We start from the raw sequence: 19,339 nt of genomic DNA, 5'->3' as shown, positions 1-19,339 counted from the left end.
CAGAAAGCCCCGGGGTCACGCCGGGGGTGACGGCATCTCTCGACTGCTCCGACATGCAACTTTAGAGCAGGCGCGCCGGCGCTGTATCGCTGCCGCTGCTGCTGCTCGACCCTGGATACGGTGACCAGAGCACTGATTCCCATGGTCGAGAGGGAGCGATGCGGACCGGCGCCGGGACGAACCATGACCGCCTCCTCACAGTCGCCGGGGGTGGGTCATCACCGAGCACGGTGGTCTGATGCTGACCATCGGCGAGCTGGCGTCCTATGCCGGAGTGACGGTGCGCGCGGTGCGGCACTACCACGCCAAGGGGCTGCTGCCGGAGCCCGAGCGCGACCACTCCGGATACCGCAGGTACGGCGCCGACGCCGTGGTCGAGCTGATCAGGATCCGGACCCTCGCCGAGGCCGGCGTCCCGCTGGCGCGCGTGCGCGAGCTGCTCCAAGCTGACGAGGAGGAGTTCGCCGCGGCGGTCGCCGCGATCGACGAGCGGCTGCGCGCCGAGATCCGAGAGCGCGAGCGCCACCGCGAGCGGATCGCCCGCCTGGCCTCCGGGGACGGCCTGGCGCTGCCTGCGGAGGTGGTCGGGTTCCTCGACCGGCTGCGGGCGCTCGGGGTCGACGAACGCATCGTCCGGGCCGAGCGCGACGGCTGGATCCCGCTGGCCGCGCACGCACCCGGACGCGTCCCGGAGTGGATGGCGCGCAAGCACGAGCAGCTCGCCGACCCCCAGGTCATCGACTTCTACCGCACCCTGGGCCGGGCCCTCGACCACACCGGCGACGACCCCAAGCTGGTCGAACTGGCCGACCGGCTGGCCGCCTACCTCACCCGGCTGGCCGGCGAGCGGGGAGAGGACCACGTGGACGACACCGGCATCGAACCACCGTTCGCCCACCTGATAGACGCACTGGCATTCGCGACCGTGCCACCGGCCCGTCGGCTGATCGAGCTGCTGACGGAGCGCGGCTGGACCGGCTGGACCAGACTCGAGCGCGTGGCCGGGCGCGAGTAGCCGCGGTACGGGGGCCGGGTCTTTGACGTGGTGGTGTGGGCGGAATTCGCCGTTCCAGGACAGGGGCTCGGGGTGCGGTGCTTCGGTCGCGTGAGTCGATGGGACGGGGTCAGCGGGGGGCGGCTCCGCCCGCCGCGGTGAGGATCGAGGTGAACGCGGCCGCCAGGGATGCCGCGACGGTCTCGGCCTCGCCGAGGTAGCCGTTCACCATCGCGCCGTCACGCAGGATCATCAGCTGCCTCGCGGCGCCGTCCATGTCCGCCACGCCCGCCTCCGCCGCGATGTCGGCGAACTCGCCGAGCATCCACGCGCGGTGCGCGTCGACCGTCGCGCGCACCGGGTCCTCCGGGTCGGAGAACTCCGCCGCCGCGTTGATGAACGCGCACCCCCGGAACCCCGGGCTACAGCTTGCTGCGCCGATGTCGGTCGCCAGGGCGCGCAGCGACCCCACCGGGTCGCCCTCGCGGCGTGTGCCCGCCAGCCACTCCCGCTCCGCGGCGGCCTGCTCCTCCAAGTACGCGACCACGAGATCGCCCTTGGTCCGGAAGTGCCGGTAGAAGGTGACCTTCGTGATCCCGACCTGCTCGATGATGCGGTCGGCGCTCGTCGCACGGATGCCCTGGGCGTAGAAGAGCTCGTTCGCGGCGGCGAGTATGCGCGCTCTCGTCACTGATCCCGACAGCTTGCGCTTCACCGGTTCGGTGATATCGGCGTGCATGTCGCGTGCTCCTGTTCTGGTCCGACCGGTTGCACCGGCGCTGGGAGCAGTCTAGGGTTCTCGAAGTAGACGAACTAGTAACTCTACATTGGTGCGGTCGAGGAACGATCATGTCCGCCACCCGCGGCAACGTGCCCGTCGTCGCCACCACCGCCTGACATTCCCCACCCCCCACGGAGGAGAGACATCATGACCGTGTCCGATACGACCGCGCCGACGCAGTTCGGCCAAGCGCTGCGCCGCCTGTACTTCGCCCGCTTCGCCTTTGCCGTCGCCTGGGCGGCGCTCGTGTTCGCGACCGCGGGGGCCCAGGGGCCGGTGCTCACTGCCCTCCTGGTCGTCTACCCGCTCTTCGACGCCGCCGCCGTCCTGTGGCAGCTGCGGTCTCGGCACCGCGCGCCCGGCGCACCCGAGGCCGCCGAGTGGGTCAACGTGGTCGTCAGCGTGGCCGTGGCCGTCGCGCTCGGCTGGGCGTCCACGGTGTCCCCCGCCACCGCCCTCGCGGTCTGGGGCGCCTGGGCCGTGGGCTCGGGCATCCCCCAGCTCGTCGCCGCCGTCCGGCAGCGGCGCTCCGGCGGCCAGGTGCCGCAGATCCTCAGCGGCGCCATCTCCGTCCTGGCCGGCGGCGCCTTCCTGACCCAGGGGCTCCAGGGCTCTGGCGACATCGCGGGGGTCGGCGGCTACGCCGCCGTCGGTGGCGTCTTCTTCCTGATCTCCGCCATCCGTCTGAGCATCCTGCTGCGAAAGAAGGCGTCATGACCGGCACCGGTGAGCACGGGACCGACTACGACCTGATCGTCGTGGGCGCAGGCCCGGTCGGCGAGAACGTCGCCGACCACGCGGCCCGGCGCGGGTGCGCGTGGCGATCGTCGAATCCGGCCTCTCCGCCGCCCTGGCCGGGCAGGGCGTGGACGTGCGCTTGGGCGTCACGCCGGTGCGGGTGGTCCGCGGCGCCGACGGGATCGCCTCGGTCGTCCTGGACGACGGCACCGCGTTCGCCGCGGAGGCGCTGCTGGTGTCCACCGGACGCCGCCCGAACACCGGCGAGCTCGGTCTGGAGGCGGTCGGCCTCGACCCGGCGGCGGGAGTGACCGTGGACGACACGATGATCGTCGTCGACGAGGGCCGCGGCGTGCTCGTCGGCGCGACGTTCGTGGGCCAGGACGTGGCCGAGCTGGTGCATGCGGCGACGCCCCCTTGGGATGGCCGTTCGGCGGTCAGCCCTGCGGGGCGTCCTTGATGAAGACCAAGCCGTCGATGCGGGGCAGGTGGGCCGGGTCCAGCGGGGCGTAGCCGTAGTAGGGCGACACCCGGCGGGCGGGCGGCGTATCGGCGAGGACAGCCGACAGGCGGCGGGGGTCGACGACGTAGCGGTCCTGGGGGAGCGCGTGGAGGAGTCCTTCGACGGTGTCCGGGGGCGGGGTGTCCACCCCGTGGTGCCGGATCGTGCCGAGGGCCGTGGCCACGAAGGCGTAGCCCGCGCCCAGGTGGGCGTCGACGAGCGCGCCGGCGCTCCACCACTCCACCCGGCCCTCCCACATCTGCATCGTGCTCTTGTCCCGCTGGAGGTGGGCGTTGTGGGCGTGCACCAGTGCCGGACCCTGCTCGGCGAGGGCCAGGAGGTTGCGCGCCATCATCGCGTCGCGCACGCCCAGCATCCGGGCCATACGGGACGGTGCGGTCTCGGCCATCCAGAAGTGGTAGCGCAGCAGGCCGGTGGCGGTGCGCCCGTACAGGCGCGCCCGGTCCCACTCCTGACGCGAGGTGGCCGCGATCAGGTGCGGCGCCTGCTCGTCCAGCAGCGCCACCAGGTCCTCGGCGAGCAGCCGCAGCTCGCCGGCCTCGGCCGAGCGCCCCACCGACCGGGACGGGTCCATCATCGCGGCGGGCTCGGTCCATTGGTCGTCGGCGCCGAGCAGGCGGTCGAGCGTTTCGGAGGTGCAGGGGAGCAGGGCGGCGTCCACTCGGTCGGCGAGGTAGCCGTGGAGTTCGGTGAGGGCGTGGCGGGGGCTCGCGGCGCCGGTGATCTCCAGCGGGCCGTCGAACCCGGCGAAGCGGAGCCGCTCGTCGGCGGGCCGGTCCTCGTTGTAGGCGCGCATCCAGCGCACGAGTTCGCGGTTGGCCGCGGATGCGCCGAACCCATGGCTGAATCCGCGCTCTATGACTTCGTCGAGCGTGCCCGTGCCCGAGGTGACGTAGTCGTCTACGGCCAGCCCCATGATGCAGTCGCTCTCGATGGCGATCGACCGGTAGCCCTCCTGCTCGACGAGCTGCCGGAAGAGGTCGTTGCGCACCTCGAGCAGGATGTCCTCGCCGTGGGTGGGCTCGCCCAGGGCGAGCAGCCGCGGCCGCCGCGACAGCGGCTCCATGACGGCGGAGGCGTCGACGGTGTGTGCGGTGTCCTCGATACCTGTGACCATGGCTTCAACGGTATCGTTGAACTATCGGTGGAAACTTGGGCGCGCGATTGGCGGGAATGATGGGGCGAAACCTTAAAAGCGCGGATCGGCTCCGGCCGGTCGACCTGGCACGGGGGCACGGTCTGTCCACGCAGGCGGTCCGCAACTACGAGGAGGCCGGCATCCTCCCGGCGGCCGACCGCACCGCCCACGGCTACCGCACCTACACCCCGCTGCACGCGGCGGCCCTGGGTGCGTTCGTCGCCCTGGTGCCCGGCCACGGCCACCAGACGGCGGCGGCGATCATGCGGGCCGTGAACGAGGGTGCGGCCGACGATGCGTTCCGGCTCGTCGACGAGAGCCATGCCCAGCTCCTCGACGACCGGCGGACCCTCCAGGCCGTGGAGCGCGCCCTGCGCGACCTGGAGACCACGGCGGCGTCGGCATCCGGTTCGGGGGCCGACGCGCCGGCCGCGGCGCCGGGCCCTGGTGGCCTGTTCATCGGGCCGCTGGCGGGCAGGCTCGGGATCCGCCCCGCGACGCTGCGCAAATGGGAGCGCGCCGGGTTGGTGCGGCCGCGCCGCGACCCGGTGACCGGCTACCGCGTCTATGACGAGGCCGCCGTCCGCGACGCCCGGCTGGCCCACCAGCTCCGGCGGGGCGGCTACCTGCTGGAGCAGATCGCCCCGCTGATCGACCAGGTGCGGGCGGCCGGCGGTCTGGAGCCGCTGGAGGCCGCCCTGCGCGACTGGCGCGGCCGGCTGTCGGCCCGCGCGCGGGCGATGCTGACCGGGGCCGCCGAGCTGGAGGCCTACCTGCGCGAGCGCGGATGAGGCGTTGGGCGATGGCCCGGCGCGGCACGTAGGGCGGTGCGGGGCGGAGCGGTGTGCGCGCCCGCCCGCAGGTTCGATGGGCGCGCCGCGGGTCAGGTCGTTGAGGCGGGGCCGGGCGGCAGCTGGACGGTCATGATCAGGCTGCACGTCGCGCTGCCGGCGCACCGGTAGGCGTGCGGGGCGTCGCCGTCGAACGTGGCGGTCTGCCCGGCGTCGACGGTGTGCTCGACGCCGTCGACGACCAGGGTCATGCGGCCTTCGGTGACGCTGACGGTCTCCACGACCCCGGCCTGGTGGGGGTGGCTGGGGTACTCCTCGCCCGGCTCCAGCCGCCAGCGCCACACCTCGACGGGGGCGGGGCCCGAGGTCGTCAGCATGAGCCGGGCCTCGCCGCCGTGCTCCCCGGTCCACAGCGGGGCCACGGCGTCGGCGGCCACGACGCGGACGCGGCCTTCGGGCGGCCCTTGCATGAGGGCCGAGACCGAGACGCCCAGGGTGTCGGCCAGCCGGACCAGGGTGGCCAGGTTGGGGTTGCCCTGGGCTTTCTCCAGGCCCACCAGGGCGCCCTTGCTGACCTGGGCGCGCCGGCCGAGCTCCTCCAGCGACAGCCCTGCGCGGACGCGGGCGGCCCGGACGTTGTGCGCGACCGTGCGCAGGGCCGCGGCCGTCTCGCCCATCCCGCTCACCTTCTTCGTTGCCGGAGCGTTCGCATGCAGGGACCGGTCGGTCGATCGACCGGCATGGTCGTTCTGTTGTACCATTTGGTCGTTGCACTGATCGTAGGGGATCGGCCGTGGTGGCTCCGTCGCCACCGCCCTCCACTGGGGCGCCCCGCCTCCCCGCCCTTACTCGCCGCCCTTCGCCCGCACGGAACGGAAGCCCGCCCATGCCCGCCGTCCACCTCGCCCTCGCCGTCGCCGACGCCTTCCCCGGCACGCTCATCGCCCTGGTCACCGCCGCCGGCCTGCGCGGCCGTGAGCCCTGGCCCCGTACCGCCGACACGGTGAAGGACCTGGAGCACCGGGTCGCCGAGGGCACCTGGCACCCCACGGACGAGACCGACCCGCGCATCGCGTCCTGGCACACGGCCTACCGCGCCTTCGGCACCAACCCCCGCCGCATCCGCCCCAGCGTCGACGCGCTCGGCCGCCGCCTCGCCAAGAAGGGGAGCCTGCCGCGCATCAACCCGGCCGTCGACGCCTACAACGCCGTCTCCGTCCGCCACGGCCTGCCCGCCGGGGCCTTCGACCTCGGCCAGGTCACCGGCGACGTCGTGATCCGCCACGCGGACGGCGCCGAGTCCTTCACCCCACTCGGCGAACCCGGCACCGTCGAGCACCCCAAGCCGGGCGAGGTCGTCTACGCCGATGCCGCCGGTGTGCTGACCCGCCACTGGAACCACCGCGACGCCCACCGCACCCGCGTCACCGAGGACTCCACCCGCGTCGTCTTCATCCTCGAGACCGTCCAGGCCGAGCGCGACGCCGGCCTCCTCGAGACCGCCGCCCGGGACCTCCGCGACCTGCTCGCCGCGCACACCGAACAGACCGCGGTGTCCTACCTCAGCCCGGCACAGCCCCGGGCCACCGTCTGAGACCCGCCGAGGGTCCGCCACCCTTCTCTCGTCCGCTCCGTCCGCGCCGTCCGGCAGCGGCAAGGGCAGGAACGGTTATGGATTCGGGCAAGCCCACCCCGTGCACCCCTCTTCCCGAGCAGAGCACGCGGTAGCGTCCTGGGCAGGTGTGAAGGTCGCCCAGGTCACGGAGGCCCGTATGGCGCTGCACCGGACCGACCGATTCGGTGACATCTACGCGTCGCCGCTGAGCGGCGCCCCGCTGCCCAAGTACCGGATGCCCTCCGGCGCGTCGGACCCGCGCGTCGCCTACCAGCTGGTGCACGATGAGCTCGCGCTCGACGGGAACGCCGCGCAGAACCTCGCCACGTTCTGCACCACGTGGGCCGACGACCAGATCCACCGGCTGATGGCCGAGAGCCTCGGCAAGAACATGGTCGACAAGGACGAGTACCCGCAGACCGCCGAGATCGAGTCGCGTTGCGTGCACATCCTCGCCGACCTGTGGAACGCCCCCGACTCCCGCAGCACGATCGGCTGCTCGACCACCGGTTCGAGCGAGGCGGCGATGCTCGCCGGCCTGGCCCTGAAGTGGCGCTGGCGCCAGAGCCGGGGCGCGAACGGGGACGGCCGCCCGAATCTGGTCTGCGGGCCGGTGCAGGTCTGCTGGGAGAAGTTCGCCCGCTACTTCGACGTCGAACTGCGCCAAGTGCCGCTGGAGGACGGCGCCGGCGGGCTGCGCCCCCACCAGCTGCGAGACCATGTCGATGCCAACACCATCGGCGTGGTCGCGATCCTCGGCACCACCTTCACCTGCGAATACGAACCCGTGGCGGCCCTGTCCCGGGAACTGGACGCCATCGGGCGCGACACCGGGCTCGACATCCCGATCCACGTCGACGCGGCCAGCGGCGGGTTCGTCGCGCCCTTCCTGCGGCCGGAGCTCGAATGGGACTTCCGGCTCCCGCGCGTGGTGTCGGTCAACGCATCCGGGCACAAGTACGGGCTGGCCCCGCTCGGAGTGGGCTGGGTGGTGTGGCGATCGGACCACCACCTGCCCGAGGAGCTGGTGTTCCGGGTGAGCTACCTCGGCGGCGACATGCCGACCTTCGCGCTGAACTTCAGCCGCCCCGGCGGTGAGGTCATCGCCCAGTACTACAACTTCGTGCGCCTGGGCCGCGAGGGCTACCACGAGATCCAGCAGCGGTGCCGGGACACCGCCGTGCGGCTCGGCGAGCGGATCGCCGGCTTGGGGCCGTTCTCGCTCCTCTACGACGGCCGGGACGGGCTGCCCGCGATCTGTTATGAGCTGACCGGCGCCGATGCGGGCTTCACGCTGTTCGACCTGGCCGACCGGTTGCGGATGCGCGGCTGGCAGGTCCCCGCCTATCCTCTGCCGCCCGCGCGCGAGTCGACCGTCGTCCAGCGGATCCTCATCCGGCGCGGCATCAGCGCGGACACGGCGGACCTCCTCTTCGCCGACCTGACGTCGTGCCTGCGCGAGCTCACCTCAGGACCGGGCGACGACGCCGCTCGCGCGGGGTTCCACCACTGACCGGCGCAGCGCCCGAGCTTTCGGTCGGCGCGGTGGTTCACCGTACTCGCACTGTGTTCTCGCACCGGCCGGCCGCGTACGCCTCGATGTTGGCGCGCGTGACATCGAGGATCCTGCCGACGGCTTCGCAGGTGTTGAAGGCGTTGTGCGGCGTGACCACGACGTTGTGTATCCGCAGCAGGATCTGGTCGGCGAGGATGGCGTCCTGGTCGCGGTCGTGCGTGAAGGCCGAACGCAGCAGTTCCGCCTCTTCGCGCACCTTGGGCTCGGCTTCCAGGACGTCCAGTCCGGCCGCGGCGACGGTGCCCTCGGCGAGGGCTTCGACGAGAGCCCGGGAGTCCACGACCTCACCGCGCGAGGTGTTGATCAGGACGGTTCCGGGGCGCATGAGCGCGAGCTGCTCCGCGGACAGGAGATGGCGGTTGCCCGCGCCGCCGGGGATGTGCACGCTCACAACGTCGGAGCCGCCGAGCAGTGCCGGCAGGTCGACGTAGTCGACCTGAGTCCGAGCCGGGTGAAGCCTCCCAGTACATCAGCGTCGGCGCGAGAGCGGATGAACGTGGAGACGACGTCGGCGTCGAGGTGCGCGGCCGCCGTCTCGGGACCCAGGGGCCTGTCATCGAACCGGATCTCGTGCTCACCGCTCATCTGCTCGAAGGCCGTCCTCTCCCACTCTTCGACTTCGAAGACCGATATCCGCATGGTGCTCACTCCCTTCACAGGGGGAAACCGGACCGTGGGGCGCTGATCCCTCAACGTGGATCGGAGACCGGCCTCCCGACCGCGGGTGGCACGCAGGGAGGGGGTCACAACCGTCCCAACCGCATGATCATCTGCGGATGTGCGCCGTCGCAGAACCGTTCGGCGATGATGGAGCGCAGGCCCGGCTCTTCCAAAGGCTGGGTGTGGAATGCGGCACCCGCCCCCCGGGAAGTGGCCGTGAGTAGTACCCGCTCGAGTGCCTGTCCGGCATCGAGGCGGCTTCTCCGCGTGTCGGCCTGGGTTTCGAGGATGGCGACGGTCCCCGTTGCGGTCCCGTGGGTGTCGAGGCGTCCCGCGATGTCCGCGCGGTAGTCCCGGCCAGGGAAGAGTCGTTCTTCGTCCGCCGATGTCGCGGGGACGTCCTCGGCGCGGATCCCGCCCGGCCGACGGCCGTCCGGGGAGCGTACCCAGTGGCTGAGCTCCTCGGCGGCTTCGCTGTCGTAACGGTGCAGGTACTCGGCTGCGGTTACCAGTCCCGCGAGGGAGTGGATGAGCCTGTCATCGGTGACCGTCCGCAGCGCGGCCGATTCCGCTGCCGCGGCGGCGCCGAGGTCGTCCAGCAGGGAATCGTCGAGATCGGCTTCGAACGGGCCGCGGTGGGTCCGACGCCGGTCGATCGCCTCGTACAGGGCCTGTTCGACCTCGCTCGGTTCCGCTGTTGCCGCCGGGGTCACCTCGGCCAGCAGGCCGGGGCGGTCCGGGTCGGGGAGCTCGGCGACGTCCGGGAGAAGGCCGTGGGCACGGAAGGCGACGCGGATGTTGTACAGGGCGGCGCCGCAGCTGATGATGAGTTCGCGGGCGCTGGGATCGGCCACGGAGAGTGCCCGGTCCACGTCGCCGCTGATCGTGATGGCACCGTCGCCACTGCTGACGACCCAGGGGCGTGTGTTGTGGACGGATGGGGCGCGCTCGCCGGCGCGTTTCGCATCGTGGAGCAGCTCCGTCGTCGTGGACGCGTCCTCGGGTCGAGCCATGGTCGGCCTGCCCCCTTCCGGTGCCGGCAGGGCCGGGGCACGTCCGCGGCCCAGTACCTTTCGGGCGAGGCGGCATGCTCCGCCCCTCACCCTCCAGTAACACCGGAACGCGGATGCGCCCGCCAGGGGCGGACGGCGGTGGCCGCAGGTACCGAGGTCCTGTGTGGGCGCCCAGGCGCCGTCGAGTCCGGCAACGCCCCGGACCCGGCCGGTGCGAGTGGCGCAGGATGGAGCCCTGGCGGTGCCCACCGGCCGATCCGGCCGGCTCCTCAGCGGATGGTGTAGGGGCGCATCATCTCGTTGTCCTCGTGGCCGAGCATGTGGCAGTGCCAGACGAACCGGCCTTTCACATCGAAGGTCGCCTTCACCGTCGTGGTCATGTCGGGGTAGGCGATCACGGTGTCCTTGAACCCCGCCTCGCCGGGCTCCGGGCCCGTGGGGGTGCCTCCGAACGGCTGGCGTCCGACGACTTCGAAGTGGACCGCGTGCAGGTGGATGGGGTGGGCGTCGACCGTGAAATTGTGGAACTCCCACACCTCGGTGTCGCCGTAGCGGGGTGTCTCGGTGACGGGATCCCCCCACATCCGGGGCACGGGGCGCCCCTGGGCGTCGATACCGCCGAGCGCGAGCCGGGCCGGGCTCACGCCGGGCAGGACCGCGGAGGGTTCTTCGTTGAGGGACAGCCGGCGGGAGCGGATCGCCGGCACCAGCCCCTCGGCCGGCGGGAGTTCGAGGCGGTCCGGGGGAGTGCTCGTGTCGGGGGCGGACAACTCTGCGATCTCGAACTTCATGACCTGGCCGGTCGTCGCCGGATCGGCGGCGGGGAAGTCGGTGCCGGGGGTTCCGCCCTGGAACGGCGCATCGGGGCCCTCATTGATCAGGTACAGGGCGGTACCGGCGGGAACCCCGGTGAAGTCGGCGATGACGTCGGCGCGCTCGGCGGGGGCGAGCAGGAGCCGGCCGGTCTCGTGCGGGGCCGGCAGGAACCCGCCTTCGTTGCCGATCTGCCAGAAGGGCAGCGCGGGTGCGGCCGGCCGCGGTGCCAGAGGGTCGGAGGTGATCTTGAGGATCAGGGTGCGGGTGCCGCATCCGTTGAGGATCCGCAGCCGGTACCGGCGCGGCTGGGCGGCGAGGGCCGGCCAGGTCCTGCCGTTGGACACCATCGCGGTCCCGAAGGACTCCGGGGTCCAGATCGGCGGGATGTCGCTGTCGGGGATGTAGGGGCCGGTGAAGCCGTCGAACTCCGCGCGGCCGGCGGGGTAGGCGAGCCCGCCGTCGGTGCGGAAGGTCCGATCCTGGATGACCAGGGGGATCTCGAAGTACGGCCCCCCGCCGTCGCCGGCGCCGGGTGCGGGCCCCGGCAGCGTGCCCGGGGGCAGGTCCGCGGGGCCGCCGCGCAGGAGGTAGAACCCGGCGAGCCCCGCATAGACGTTGGGCCCGGTGAGGCCGAGCGCGTGGTCGTGGTACCACAGCGTCGTGGCCCGCTGGCGGTTGTCGTAGCGGAAGACCGCGGTGCCGGGGGTCCACGGGATCTGCCACCGGGCCTCGAACTCGTCCTTGTACCGGTCGTAGAACGACCCGGTCGTCGCGTACCCCTGGGGGATGTCGGTGGCATTGGGGAGGTACCAGGCTTCGGGGTAGCCGTCGCTCTCCTGGCTCGTGCGCCCGCCGTGCAGGTGGGTCACCAGGGGGACGGGACCGGTGTAGGGGCCGGGGGTGGAGGTGAAGTCCGGGCGGGAATCGCGTCCGCGCACTCCGCCGGGAGGGTTGGCCCAGTGCAGGGTCGGGTCCACGGCCACCAGGTGCGGCAGGTAGCGGCGGGCCCCGTCCACCAGCTGGTTGGCCCACCGGACGGTGACCGGTTCGCCGTAGCGGGCCTCGATCGTGTAGCCGGGGTAGTGGAAGGTCTCGGGCCGTCCGGCCGACCCGTATCCCCACACGGTCGTCGCAGGCAGGCCCTCGGGCAGGATCTGCTGCTGGAACTGCCGGGCCCCAATCGTGTACACCATGCGCGCATGGTCGCGGGATCCTCTGTCGCCGGGCATCGCCGGTGGGATGACCAAGGGAGACACGTATTTTGGAATATCCGCGACATTGATGCTATCTTGCGCCATTTTGACTCCGAATTTCCTCTTGGCAGGGAATTTAAATTCCCGCGCAAAAAACTATACGCATTTGATTCCGGATCCGGTCGCCTCTCGCTGAAGGTATTCGATGGAAAAACTGTTCGTGTCGGATTCATAGGAATCTCTCCTCATGCGAGCGAAGGGATGGAGTGACGTGGACCCGAGATGCCGCTCGGTGCCCACCGACGGCCGAGGGCGGGGGACCTACGGCCCTCCGACGGGGACCTCGGCCCGCAGCCGGTGAAGCGCGGGAGCGAGGATCATCGAGAGGGGGAGGAAGCCATGGCACAGTCGATCATCGTCGGTGTGGACGGATCCGAGACCGCAGTGCGCGCCGCCGAGTGGGCGGCGGCCGAAGCGTCACGGCGGAACTGGCGCGTCGAACTGATCGCGGCCTGTGACCCCTACGGAGCCGACGCGGTGTACGCCCACGCGCAGGACGCCGTCCGTGCGCTGGCCGAGGCCGATCTGCGGCAAGCGGCCCAAGGCATCCGAGGCGAGTACCCCGAGGTCGAGCTCGGTCTGAGCACCGTGGAGGGCTCCCCGGCCCCGGAGCTGCTCCGCCGCGCCGCATCCGCTTCGATGGTCGCGGTCGGCCTGCGCGGACGCGGCGGATTCGCCGCACTGAGAATCGGCTCCGTCGCCTACCAGGTCGCCGTGCACGCCCCTGTTCCCGCTGCCGTCGTCGGGCCGGAGCCGCTCCGGCCCGACGACGCCGACATCGTCGTGGGCATGGACGGCTCTGAGCCCGCACGGCATGCGGCGGCCGTCGCCTTCGATTACGCCCGGCTCACCGGGTCGACCGTACGGGCGGTCCGCGTCTGGCCGGCCCCTTGGGCGGAGACTCCGGAGCGCCGGTCCTCGCTGGATGAGGCGGCGGTCCTCGGCTCGGAGTCGCGGCGGCTGGAACGCGATATCGCACCACTGGCCGAGAGGGCCGAGGACGTCGCCTACCTGACGGAGGCGGTGGAGGGACACCCTGTGGCGTGCCTACTCGAGGCCGGCACCGAAGCGCGCCTGCTGGTGATCGGCGCGCGAGGACGGCAGGGGTTCACCCATCTGGCATTGGGAGGGACGGCACACGGACTCCTGCACCACGCGCGTGTCCCGATCATGGTCGTCCACTCCGCGTGATGCGTTCAGCCCGGCGGCGGGGGATCCGGGTCGCTGTGCTGAAGCGGGACGCGCGGCGGCGGATGTGGCGGTGCCGGCTGTAGGGGCGCGGCCGCGGGCTCGGCGCGTTGCGCGCGGCGCGGTAGAAGAGCACCTTGCCGGCCTCGACCAGGGCCAAATAGCCCACTACCAGGGCGATGAGCGCGGCGAAGAACGCTCCCGGCAGCGGCTGGAAGCCGAGCACGCGGGCCAGGGGCGGGGCCAGGAGGACGGCGCCGGCCGCCACGACGCCCAGGGACGCCAGCGCCAGCGCCACGCTGGGCAGGCTGCGGAGGAAGGGGATGCGCCGGGTGCGGATCGCGAAGATCACCAGGGTCTGGGTCGCCAGGGACTCGATGAACCAGCCGGAGTGGAACTGTTCGGCCGCCGTGTGGAACACCCCCAGCATGAGCACGAAGGTGAGGACGTCGAAGACCGAGCTGAGGGGACCGAAGCAGATCATGAAGCGCCGGATGAAGCCGATGTCCCAGTGCGAGGGCCTGCGCAGCTGCTCGGCGTCGACGCGGTCGGTGGGGATGGCGAGCTGGCCGGTGTCGTAGAGCAGGTTGTTGAGCAGGATCTGCGAGGGCAGCATCGGCAGGAACGGCAGGAAGAGGGAGGCGCCGGCGGCGGAGAACATGTTGCCGAAGTTGCTGGACGTGCCCATCAGGATGTACTTGATGGTGTTGGCGAAGATGCGCCGTCCCTCGGTGAACCCGTCGGCGAGCACGGCGAGGTCCTTTTCCATGAGGATCACGTCGGCGGCGTCCTTGGTGACGTCGGTGGCCGAGTCCACGGAGATGCCGACATCGGCGGCGTGGAGGGCGAGCGCGTCGTTGACGCCGTCGCCGAGGAAGGCGACCCCGCCGCCGCTGCGGTGCCGCAGGCGCACGACGCGCGCCTTGTGCTCGGGGCTCATCCGCGCGAACACGATGGTGCGTGCGATGGCGTCGGTGAGGGCGGCGTCGTCCAGGGCGTCGACGTCGGATCCTGTCAGGGGCGTCGTGCCGCCGCGCAGGTGCAGGTCGCGGCAGACCTTCTCGGCGACCGTGGCGTTGTCCCCGGTGACGACCTTGACCTCGACGCCGAGGCCGTCGAGGGTGCGCAGCGCCTCTGCGACCCCGTCCTTGGGCGGGTCGGCGAACACCAGCAGGCCCAGCAGCATCAGCCCCTGCTCGTCAGCGGGGGTCGGTGTACTCAGGCCGGGGGCGGGACGGGTCGCCACGGCGACCACCCGGTTCCCGGCGGCGAATTCGGCGTCCAAGGCGGCGTGCTCGGCGGGGGACACGGTGTCGCAGCGTGCGATGACCGCCTCCGGAGCGCCTTTGGTCACCAGGACGGGCTCGCCCTCCGGGGTGCGCACCAGGGCGGACATCAGGCGGCGCTCATGGTCGAAGGGGAGGACGGCGACGGTGGCGAACCCGCCGGCCGCGTCCCGCTCGGCGGCCGCCCCGTCACTGGCCCACAGCGCCTGGTCGAGGGGGTTGCCGACCGCGGGGCCCGCATCGGGGGCCGCGTCCTCGGTGCACAGCAGGCCCCAGCGCAGCACGGCGGAGCCGTCGCGGCCCTGGGCGGGTACCGACCGCAGGTAGTCGATGCGCCCCTCGGTCAACGTGCCGGTCTTGTCGGTGAACAGGGTGTCGACGTTGCCGAGGTCTTCAATGCAGGACAGCCGCTTGACCAGGACGCGTCGCCTGCGCATGCGCCGCGACCCGGCGGCCAGGCTGGTGGAGACGACCGCTGGCAGCAGCTGCGGGGTGATGCCGACCGCGATCGCCAGGGAGAACAACAGCGCGTCGACGATGGGCTTGTGCAGGATGATGTTGGCGGCGAAGATCCCGGTGGTGAGGCAGCCGGCGACATAGACCAGCAGCAGGGAGAAGCGGCGCAGGCCGCTGGAGAACTCGGTGTCGAGCTGGTGGGTGTCCAGCCCCGCCGCGATGGCGCCGAACTCGGTCCGGGCGCCGGTGGCCACGACGACCCCCGTGGCGGTTCCGGCGTGGACGATGGTTCCCATGAGTGCGCAGCACGACAGGTCGGCGAGCCCGGCGTCCCGGCCGACCGGATCGGTGCCCTTGGCGACCGGAAGCGACTCTCCGGTCAGCACGGACTCGTCGCATTCCAGGCCGGTGACCGTGAGCAGCCGGATGTCGGCGGGGACGACATCGCCGAGGCGGAGTTCGACCACGTCCCCCGGTACGAGCGCGGTCACGTCGACCGTCTGCGCCCGCCCTCCCCGCACGGCCGCGGCCCAGTGCCTGATCTGCGCGTGCAGGGCTTGGGCCGCCCGCTCCGCCCGGTACTCGTTGGCGAACCCGAGGCCGACCGACAGCGCCAGGATCACGATGATGATCACAGCGCTGCCCTGTTCCCCGACGAAGTAGGAGACCACCGCGCTGACCAGCAGCAGCGCGAGCAAGGGGGAGCGCAGCTGGTGCCAGAGGACGGGCAGGAGCCGCGCCCGGTGCGAGGCGACCGTGTTGGGGCCGTAGACCGACCGGCGCCGCTCGGCCTCAGGGGCCTCCAGCCCGTCGGCCACGACGACGCCGAGCCGGCGCAGCACGTCATGTGCGGGTTGGCGGGCGGCCTCCTTGATGCCCGGGATTCGCGGGCGACCTTCACCCCGCGCGTCGGCGCCCGGGCCGGACAGGGCCCGCCCTCGCCTCACCGTCCTGCGCGGCCCGATGAGGCGGGCCCATCGCCGGCGAGAACGTGGAAGCTCTCCTCCTCTTGCACGAAATGCAGCCTGAGCAGCGCATGGAGTTCAACGAGCAGGTAGGAGGCCGAATCGCGGGCGCCGGCAGAGGCGTCGGCCCTCAGTTCGCCGACGGCCTCCTGGGTGCGGCGCACCGTCGCCAGGATCTCCGCGTGGGCCCGGCTCATGATCTCCGTGGCGCTCGTGCAGCGCAGAGCACGGTCGACGGCCGGGTAGAGCCGGCGCTCATCGGCGGTCTCGTGGCGGACGAGCTCATCGCAGAACGCCTCCAGATCGTCGAGCGCGGCGACGAGAGCGGCCCGGGGGGCGTTGCGTATGCGATCGGCCGCATGGGGGAGTTCGTCGATGCGCGGCCACAGCCGGCGGTGGTCCTCGTCAAGGCCCCGTGCCAGTTCGGCGGTGTCCCCCTGGAGCCGGGCCCGGTGACCGGGGGCGAACAGCGCGCGAAGCGCGTTGACGATGACGGTGAGGTCGATGACCTCCTGGAGGAGTGCTCCCGCGGTGGGCGCCAGTTGGCCCGCGGCGGCCACCGCCATGGCGAGCACCGACAGGCCGATCCCGGCCAGGGCGCTTTGGGCGGCCAGCCTGCGGGTGCGCTGGGCGATGCTGCGCGCTTCGGCGACTCTGTCGAGGCGGTCGACGGCGATGACGACATCCGCCGACTCCGACGCCGCCGATGCCCCCCGGGCGCCCAGGGCGACGCCCACACCCGCGCGCGCCAGCGCGGGGGCGTCGTTGATGCCGTCGCCGACCATCATCGTCGGCGACGATTCGCTCTCCGCGGCCACGACAGCGAGCTTGTCCTGGGGCGAGCGGTCGGCCATGACGTCCTCCGCCCCCACGCCCACATACGCCGCCATGACCAGTGCGGTGCTGCGCCGGTCTCCGGTGATCATCACCATGCGCTCCATACCGCTGCGCCGCAGGAGGCGGAACGTGCGCGGAGCGTCGTCCCGCAGCGGGTCGCGGAGCAGCAGCACGCCCACGAGCCGTTCATCCACGCCCACGAAGACCGTGAGCGCCTGCGAGCGCCGGGCTTCGGACTGGACCGCCTCCACCCACGTGGAAGGGGGACGACGGGCCACCCACTGTGCCTTGCCGATCCGGACCAGGCGCCCGGCGACCGTGCCCTCGACCCCCCGGCCGCCTTCCTCGCGGACATCGGCCGGCATCTCCAGCGCCAGCCCGCGATCGCGTGCCGCGGCGACGACCGACGCGGCCAGCACGTGGTCCGACATCTGGTCCAGTGAGGCGGCGTAGCCCAGCACCTCGGCCTCCGCGAGGGCGTCGTCGGCGGAGACGGAGCGAAAGAGCCGCGGACGGCCCGCCGTCACGGTCCCCGTCTTGTCGAAGAGCAGGACCCGTGCGCGCGCCAGGCGCTCCAGGGCGTCGCCGTTGCGCACGATCACGCCCCGGCGCGCGCAGCGCGACATCCCGGCGGTGAAGGCGATGGGCGCGGCGAGGATCAGGGGGCAGGGGGTCGCCACGACCAGCACCGCGACCGCGCGGACCAGGTCGTGCGAGAGCGCCCAGGCGGCTGCGGCGACCACCACGGTGACGGGCAGGAACACCGTGGCGTAGCGGTCGGCCAGGCGGACGAACGGGGCGCTTTGGGACTCGGCCTCGCGCACCAGCCGGATGATGCCCGCGTAGGTGCTGTCGCCTGCTGTGGCGGTGGCCCTGAGCGAGAACGGCGCGCCGAGGTTGACCACGCCGCTGCGCACGTCATCGCCCACGTGCGCGGCGACCGGCAGCGGTTCGCCCGTGACCGCCGACTCGTCCAGGCTGGCGGTCCCTTCGTCCACGCGGCCGTCGACCGGGACGATCTCGCCGGTGCGCACGACCAGCCGGTCGCCGATGGCCACGTCCTCGGCGGCGACGGTCTCCAGCGATCCGTCCGAGCGGCGGTGGGCGACCTTGGGGGAGCGGGCGAGCAGCGCACCGAGGTCGGCCCGTGCCCGGCGCGACGCGCGCTCCTCCAGCAGCCGCCCGCCGAGCAGCATCACCGAGATGATCGCGCCGGCGAGGTATTCGTGGACCACGATGGTGCCGACGAGCGCCAGGAGCGCGATGGCGTCGGAACCGTACTGTCTGTGCCACAGCCCCTGGAGGACCCACCACAGCGCAGGCCCCGCACCCACCACGGTGGTGCACAGCCACGCGATGTCGCCGGCGGGCGGGCCCACCGACAGGCGCAGGACGGCGCCGAGGCCGAGTCCGGCGACGCTCAGGCCGGCGCCGAGGACGCGCGCGCTCGCCCACGGCGGGATGGGGAAGGCGGGGGCGTGCGTCGTCAATCCCATGATGAGCGGGGGCGTCCCGGATTCAGCCGGCCGAGGGGGAACCTCGGCGTGCGGGTGTGGTCCCCGGCGCTCGCCTGCCGCTGAGGCGCACGCGGGGACCGCTTCGCCGCCGTCGCGCCCGTGGTGCCGTCACCGTCGCGACCGGTGGGGATGTGACCACCGGACATGGACGATCCCCCTTCCGCTCGGCCGGGCCCGACCGCACTGCGGCGGCGCTGGGGCCGCGGGCTGTCCGTGCGGGGCGGCTTCTACCCGGGCCGGCGGGGGTGAACCGTCGCGGGTGATCAGGTTGATCTTGTACTCGGCGGTGAGTACCTCACGGCCCGGGCGGAGCATCGTCGGCGCCGCCCGCTTGGGCCGGGCGGTCGAGGTCACGATCATCGCCGCCCCCGAGGGCACCGTCTGGGTCGGCGGGGCGACCAACGCCTACTTCCGCGGCACCGCGCTCATCTGACGATGAGAGGACCAGGCGGTCCGGGGGCTGAAATTCGCACAGCGGCCGATCATCCGGGAATCGCGGAGACGGCGGATCCCTCGAGCACTGACTCCGGCCGGTCTCAACCCCCGAAGCCGACGGCCGGGTGGCAGGGCGCTCGCCGCGCGTGTTCGGCGCGTGCCGATCTCTCGGTGGGCGCCACCATCGTGCGACCGCTGGAAAATATGGTTTCGGAAACGGTGGAACCTGCGCGACCATGACGTTGGTCGCCTCGCACCACCCACCACCAGGTGACGCCCACCTGCCGGGCGCACTACCCCCTGGAGCCCCCCATGCCGCGCCTACGCACGCTCCGCGTCACCACCACGACCGGTCCCGAAGACATCCTCATCCTGGACAGGCTGACCCCGGAGGAGGTTCGCGGCCTGGCCCCCGGCAACGTCCCGGACGGCGTGCGCATGCTCGCGTTCGCGTTCGAGGTCGACCTCCCCGAGGCAGATGCCGACGACGCCGGCGCCGGCGTTGAGACGGGGCCGCCGTTCGGATTCTCCGGCGGCTCCGGCGGGTCGGCCGAGATGTCCTCGCACCTACCCCCCGACGTGACCCTGGCCAGCACGTGAATGACCGTCCCGACCGCTCCGCCTCCGGGTAGGTAGTGAGCGGCCGGGCGCATCGATGTCGCGCCGGGCCTTCCGCATTCACCCGAGCGGCATCTTCCGGACCGCCCCGGAGAAGGCATGCGCTGCTTCGTAGAAGCCGTCAGCGCTTGTGAAGGCC

At 72.2% G+C, this 19,339-nt stretch carries 18 protein-coding genes; 9 read left to right on the top strand and 9 right to left on the bottom strand.

Features of this window, described 5'->3' with window-relative positions:
• Positions 1–238 precede the first annotated feature (238 nt).
• Positions 239–1,015, top strand: a complete 777-nt coding sequence (locus ACFOVU_RS16880) for a MerR family transcriptional regulator (protein ID WP_378534686.1) — start codon at positions 239–241, stop codon at positions 1,013–1,015.
• A 109-nt stretch (positions 1,016–1,124) separates the two neighbouring features.
• Here ACFOVU_RS16880 and ACFOVU_RS16875 read toward each other — a convergent pair whose 3' ends face one another.
• Positions 1,125–1,733: a TetR/AcrR family transcriptional regulator gene (locus ACFOVU_RS16875; protein ID WP_378534684.1), complete on the bottom strand. Its 609-nt coding sequence runs from the start codon at positions 1,731–1,733 to the stop codon at positions 1,125–1,127.
• Positions 1,734–1,922: 189 nt separating this feature from the next.
• Between ACFOVU_RS16875 and ACFOVU_RS16870 the strand changes: the two genes are divergently transcribed.
• Entirely contained in the window at positions 1,923–2,492 is a 570-nt protein-coding gene (locus ACFOVU_RS16870; RefSeq protein ID WP_378534682.1) for a hypothetical protein, read from the top strand.
• Positions 2,493–2,592: 100 nt separating this feature from the next.
• Positions 2,593–2,973: an FAD-dependent oxidoreductase gene (locus tag ACFOVU_RS16865; RefSeq protein WP_378534680.1), complete on the top strand. Its 381-nt coding sequence runs from the start codon at positions 2,593–2,595 to the stop codon at positions 2,971–2,973.
• Here ACFOVU_RS16865 and ACFOVU_RS16860 read toward each other — a convergent pair.
• Entirely contained in the window at positions 2,951–4,153 is a 1,203-nt protein-coding gene (locus ACFOVU_RS16860; RefSeq protein WP_378534678.1) for an erythromycin esterase family protein, read from the bottom strand. The two genes, ACFOVU_RS16865 and ACFOVU_RS16860, sit on opposite strands and share 23 nt — an antisense overlap.
• A gap of 59 nt (positions 4,154–4,212) precedes the next feature.
• Between ACFOVU_RS16860 and ACFOVU_RS16855 the strand changes: the two genes are divergently transcribed.
• Positions 4,213–4,965 (top strand): TioE family transcriptional regulator, encoded by a 753-nt coding sequence (locus tag ACFOVU_RS16855; RefSeq protein WP_378534917.1) that lies wholly within the window; start codon positions 4,213–4,215, stop codon positions 4,963–4,965.
• 92 nt (positions 4,966–5,057) lie between these two features.
• On the opposite strand, the gene ACFOVU_RS16850 is transcribed toward ACFOVU_RS16855, so the two are convergent.
• Positions 5,058–5,642 (bottom strand): helix-turn-helix domain-containing protein, encoded by a 585-nt coding sequence (locus ACFOVU_RS16850; RefSeq protein WP_378534676.1) that lies wholly within the window; start codon positions 5,640–5,642, stop codon positions 5,058–5,060.
• 209 nt (positions 5,643–5,851) lie between these two features.
• On the opposite strand from ACFOVU_RS16850, the gene ACFOVU_RS16845 reads away from it, so the two are divergent.
• Positions 5,852–6,559 (top strand): B3/B4 domain-containing protein, encoded by a 708-nt coding sequence (locus tag ACFOVU_RS16845; RefSeq protein WP_378534674.1) that lies wholly within the window; start codon positions 5,852–5,854, stop codon positions 6,557–6,559.
• 178 nt (positions 6,560–6,737) lie between these two features.
• Positions 6,738–8,093, top strand: coding sequence for a glutamate decarboxylase (locus ACFOVU_RS16840; RefSeq protein WP_378534672.1), 1,356 nt, complete (start codon positions 6,738–6,740; stop codon positions 8,091–8,093).
• Between the two features lie 37 nt (positions 8,094–8,130).
• On the opposite strand, the gene ACFOVU_RS16835 is transcribed toward ACFOVU_RS16840, so the two are convergent.
• From ACFOVU_RS16835 to ACFOVU_RS16820, 4 genes are all read right to left on the bottom strand, one after another.
• Entirely contained in the window at positions 8,131–8,541 is a 411-nt protein-coding gene (locus ACFOVU_RS16835) for an NAD(P)-dependent oxidoreductase (protein WP_378534670.1), read from the bottom strand.
• A 2-nt stretch (positions 8,542–8,543) separates the two neighbouring features.
• Positions 8,544–8,795, bottom strand: coding sequence for a hypothetical protein (locus ACFOVU_RS16830; RefSeq protein ID WP_378534668.1), 252 nt, complete (start codon positions 8,793–8,795; stop codon positions 8,544–8,546).
• 104 nt (positions 8,796–8,899) lie between these two features.
• A complete protein-coding gene (locus ACFOVU_RS16825; protein WP_378534666.1) occupies positions 8,900–9,829 on the bottom strand; it encodes an Acg family FMN-binding oxidoreductase in 930 nt (309 codons plus the stop codon).
• Positions 9,830–10,098: 269 nt separating this feature from the next.
• A complete protein-coding gene (locus ACFOVU_RS16820) occupies positions 10,099–11,838 on the bottom strand; it encodes a multicopper oxidase family protein (protein ID WP_378534664.1) in 1,740 nt (579 codons plus the stop codon).
• A 399-nt stretch (positions 11,839–12,237) separates the two neighbouring features.
• On the opposite strand from ACFOVU_RS16820, the gene ACFOVU_RS16815 reads away from it, so the two are divergent.
• Entirely contained in the window at positions 12,238–13,089 is an 852-nt protein-coding gene (locus ACFOVU_RS16815) for a universal stress protein (protein ID WP_378534662.1), read from the top strand.
• Here the strand turns inward: ACFOVU_RS16815 and mgtA are convergent.
• Positions 13,067–15,775 (bottom strand): magnesium-translocating P-type ATPase, encoded by a 2,709-nt coding sequence (gene mgtA / locus ACFOVU_RS16810; RefSeq protein ID WP_378534660.1) that lies wholly within the window; start codon positions 15,773–15,775, stop codon positions 13,067–13,069. The genes ACFOVU_RS16815 and mgtA overlap by 23 nt on opposite strands.
• Positions 15,772–18,120 carry a heavy metal translocating P-type ATPase gene (locus ACFOVU_RS16805; protein WP_378534659.1) on the bottom strand — a complete coding sequence of 783 codons (2,349 nt, stop codon included), beginning with the start codon at positions 18,118–18,120 and terminating at the stop codon, positions 15,772–15,774. The genes mgtA and ACFOVU_RS16805 overlap by 4 nt, the downstream gene beginning before the upstream one ends.
• Before the next feature lie 313 nt (positions 18,121–18,433).
• Here ACFOVU_RS16805 and ACFOVU_RS16800 point away from each other — a divergent pair, with 313 nt between their 5' ends.
• Positions 18,434–18,580, top strand: a complete 147-nt coding sequence (locus tag ACFOVU_RS16800; RefSeq protein WP_378534658.1) for a hypothetical protein — start codon at positions 18,434–18,436, stop codon at positions 18,578–18,580.
• Positions 18,581–18,894: 314 nt separating this feature from the next.
• Positions 18,895–19,182 carry a hypothetical protein gene (locus tag ACFOVU_RS16795; protein ID WP_378534657.1) on the top strand — a complete coding sequence of 96 codons (288 nt, stop codon included), beginning with the start codon at positions 18,895–18,897 and terminating at the stop codon, positions 19,180–19,182.
• The last annotated feature ends 157 nt before the right edge of the window (positions 19,183–19,339 follow it).

Source organism: Nocardiopsis sediminis (assembly GCF_042650565.1).
In the GTDB taxonomy this organism is placed as follows: domain Bacteria; phylum Actinomycetota; class Actinomycetes; order Streptosporangiales; family Streptosporangiaceae; genus Nocardiopsis_B; species Nocardiopsis_B sediminis.
The sequence above is the reverse complement of the archived record's forward strand: the minus strand, read 5'-3'. Positions and strand labels throughout refer to the sequence as shown.

What these genes read in the sequence shown, in the direction of transcription:
- ACFOVU_RS16880 (WP_378534686.1), top strand. Translation starts at nt 239, where the DNA reads ATGCTGACCATCGGCGAGCTGGCGTCCTATGCCGGAGTGACGGTGCGC.
- ACFOVU_RS16875 (WP_378534684.1), bottom strand. Translation starts at nt 1,733, where the DNA reads ATGCACGCCGATATCACCGAACCGGTGAAGCGCAAGCTGTCGGGATCA.
- ACFOVU_RS16870 (WP_378534682.1), top strand. Translation starts at nt 1,923, where the DNA reads ATGACCGTGTCCGATACGACCGCGCCGACGCAGTTCGGCCAAGCGCTG.
- ACFOVU_RS16860 (WP_378534678.1), bottom strand. Translation starts at nt 4,153, where the DNA reads ATGGTCACAGGTATCGAGGACACCGCACACACCGTCGACGCCTCCGCC.
- ACFOVU_RS16855 (WP_378534917.1), top strand. Translation starts at nt 4,213, where the DNA reads ATGGGGCGAAACCTTAAAAGCGCGGATCGGCTCCGGCCGGTCGACCTG.
- ACFOVU_RS16850 (WP_378534676.1), bottom strand. Translation starts at nt 5,642, where the DNA reads ATGGGCGAGACGGCCGCGGCCCTGCGCACGGTCGCGCACAACGTCCGG.
- ACFOVU_RS16845 (WP_378534674.1), top strand. Translation starts at nt 5,852, where the DNA reads ATGCCCGCCGTCCACCTCGCCCTCGCCGTCGCCGACGCCTTCCCCGGC.
- ACFOVU_RS16840 (WP_378534672.1), top strand. Translation starts at nt 6,738, where the DNA reads ATGGCGCTGCACCGGACCGACCGATTCGGTGACATCTACGCGTCGCCG.
- ACFOVU_RS16830 (WP_378534668.1), bottom strand. Translation starts at nt 8,795, where the DNA reads ATGCGGATATCGGTCTTCGAAGTCGAAGAGTGGGAGAGGACGGCCTTC.
- ACFOVU_RS16825 (WP_378534666.1), bottom strand. Translation starts at nt 9,829, where the DNA reads ATGGCTCGACCCGAGGACGCGTCCACGACGACGGAGCTGCTCCACGAT.
- ACFOVU_RS16820 (WP_378534664.1), bottom strand. Translation starts at nt 11,838, where the DNA reads ATGGTGTACACGATTGGGGCCCGGCAGTTCCAGCAGCAGATCCTGCCC.
- ACFOVU_RS16815 (WP_378534662.1), top strand. Translation starts at nt 12,238, where the DNA reads ATGGCACAGTCGATCATCGTCGGTGTGGACGGATCCGAGACCGCAGTG.
- ACFOVU_RS16795 (WP_378534657.1), top strand. Translation starts at nt 18,895, where the DNA reads ATGCCGCGCCTACGCACGCTCCGCGTCACCACCACGACCGGTCCCGAA.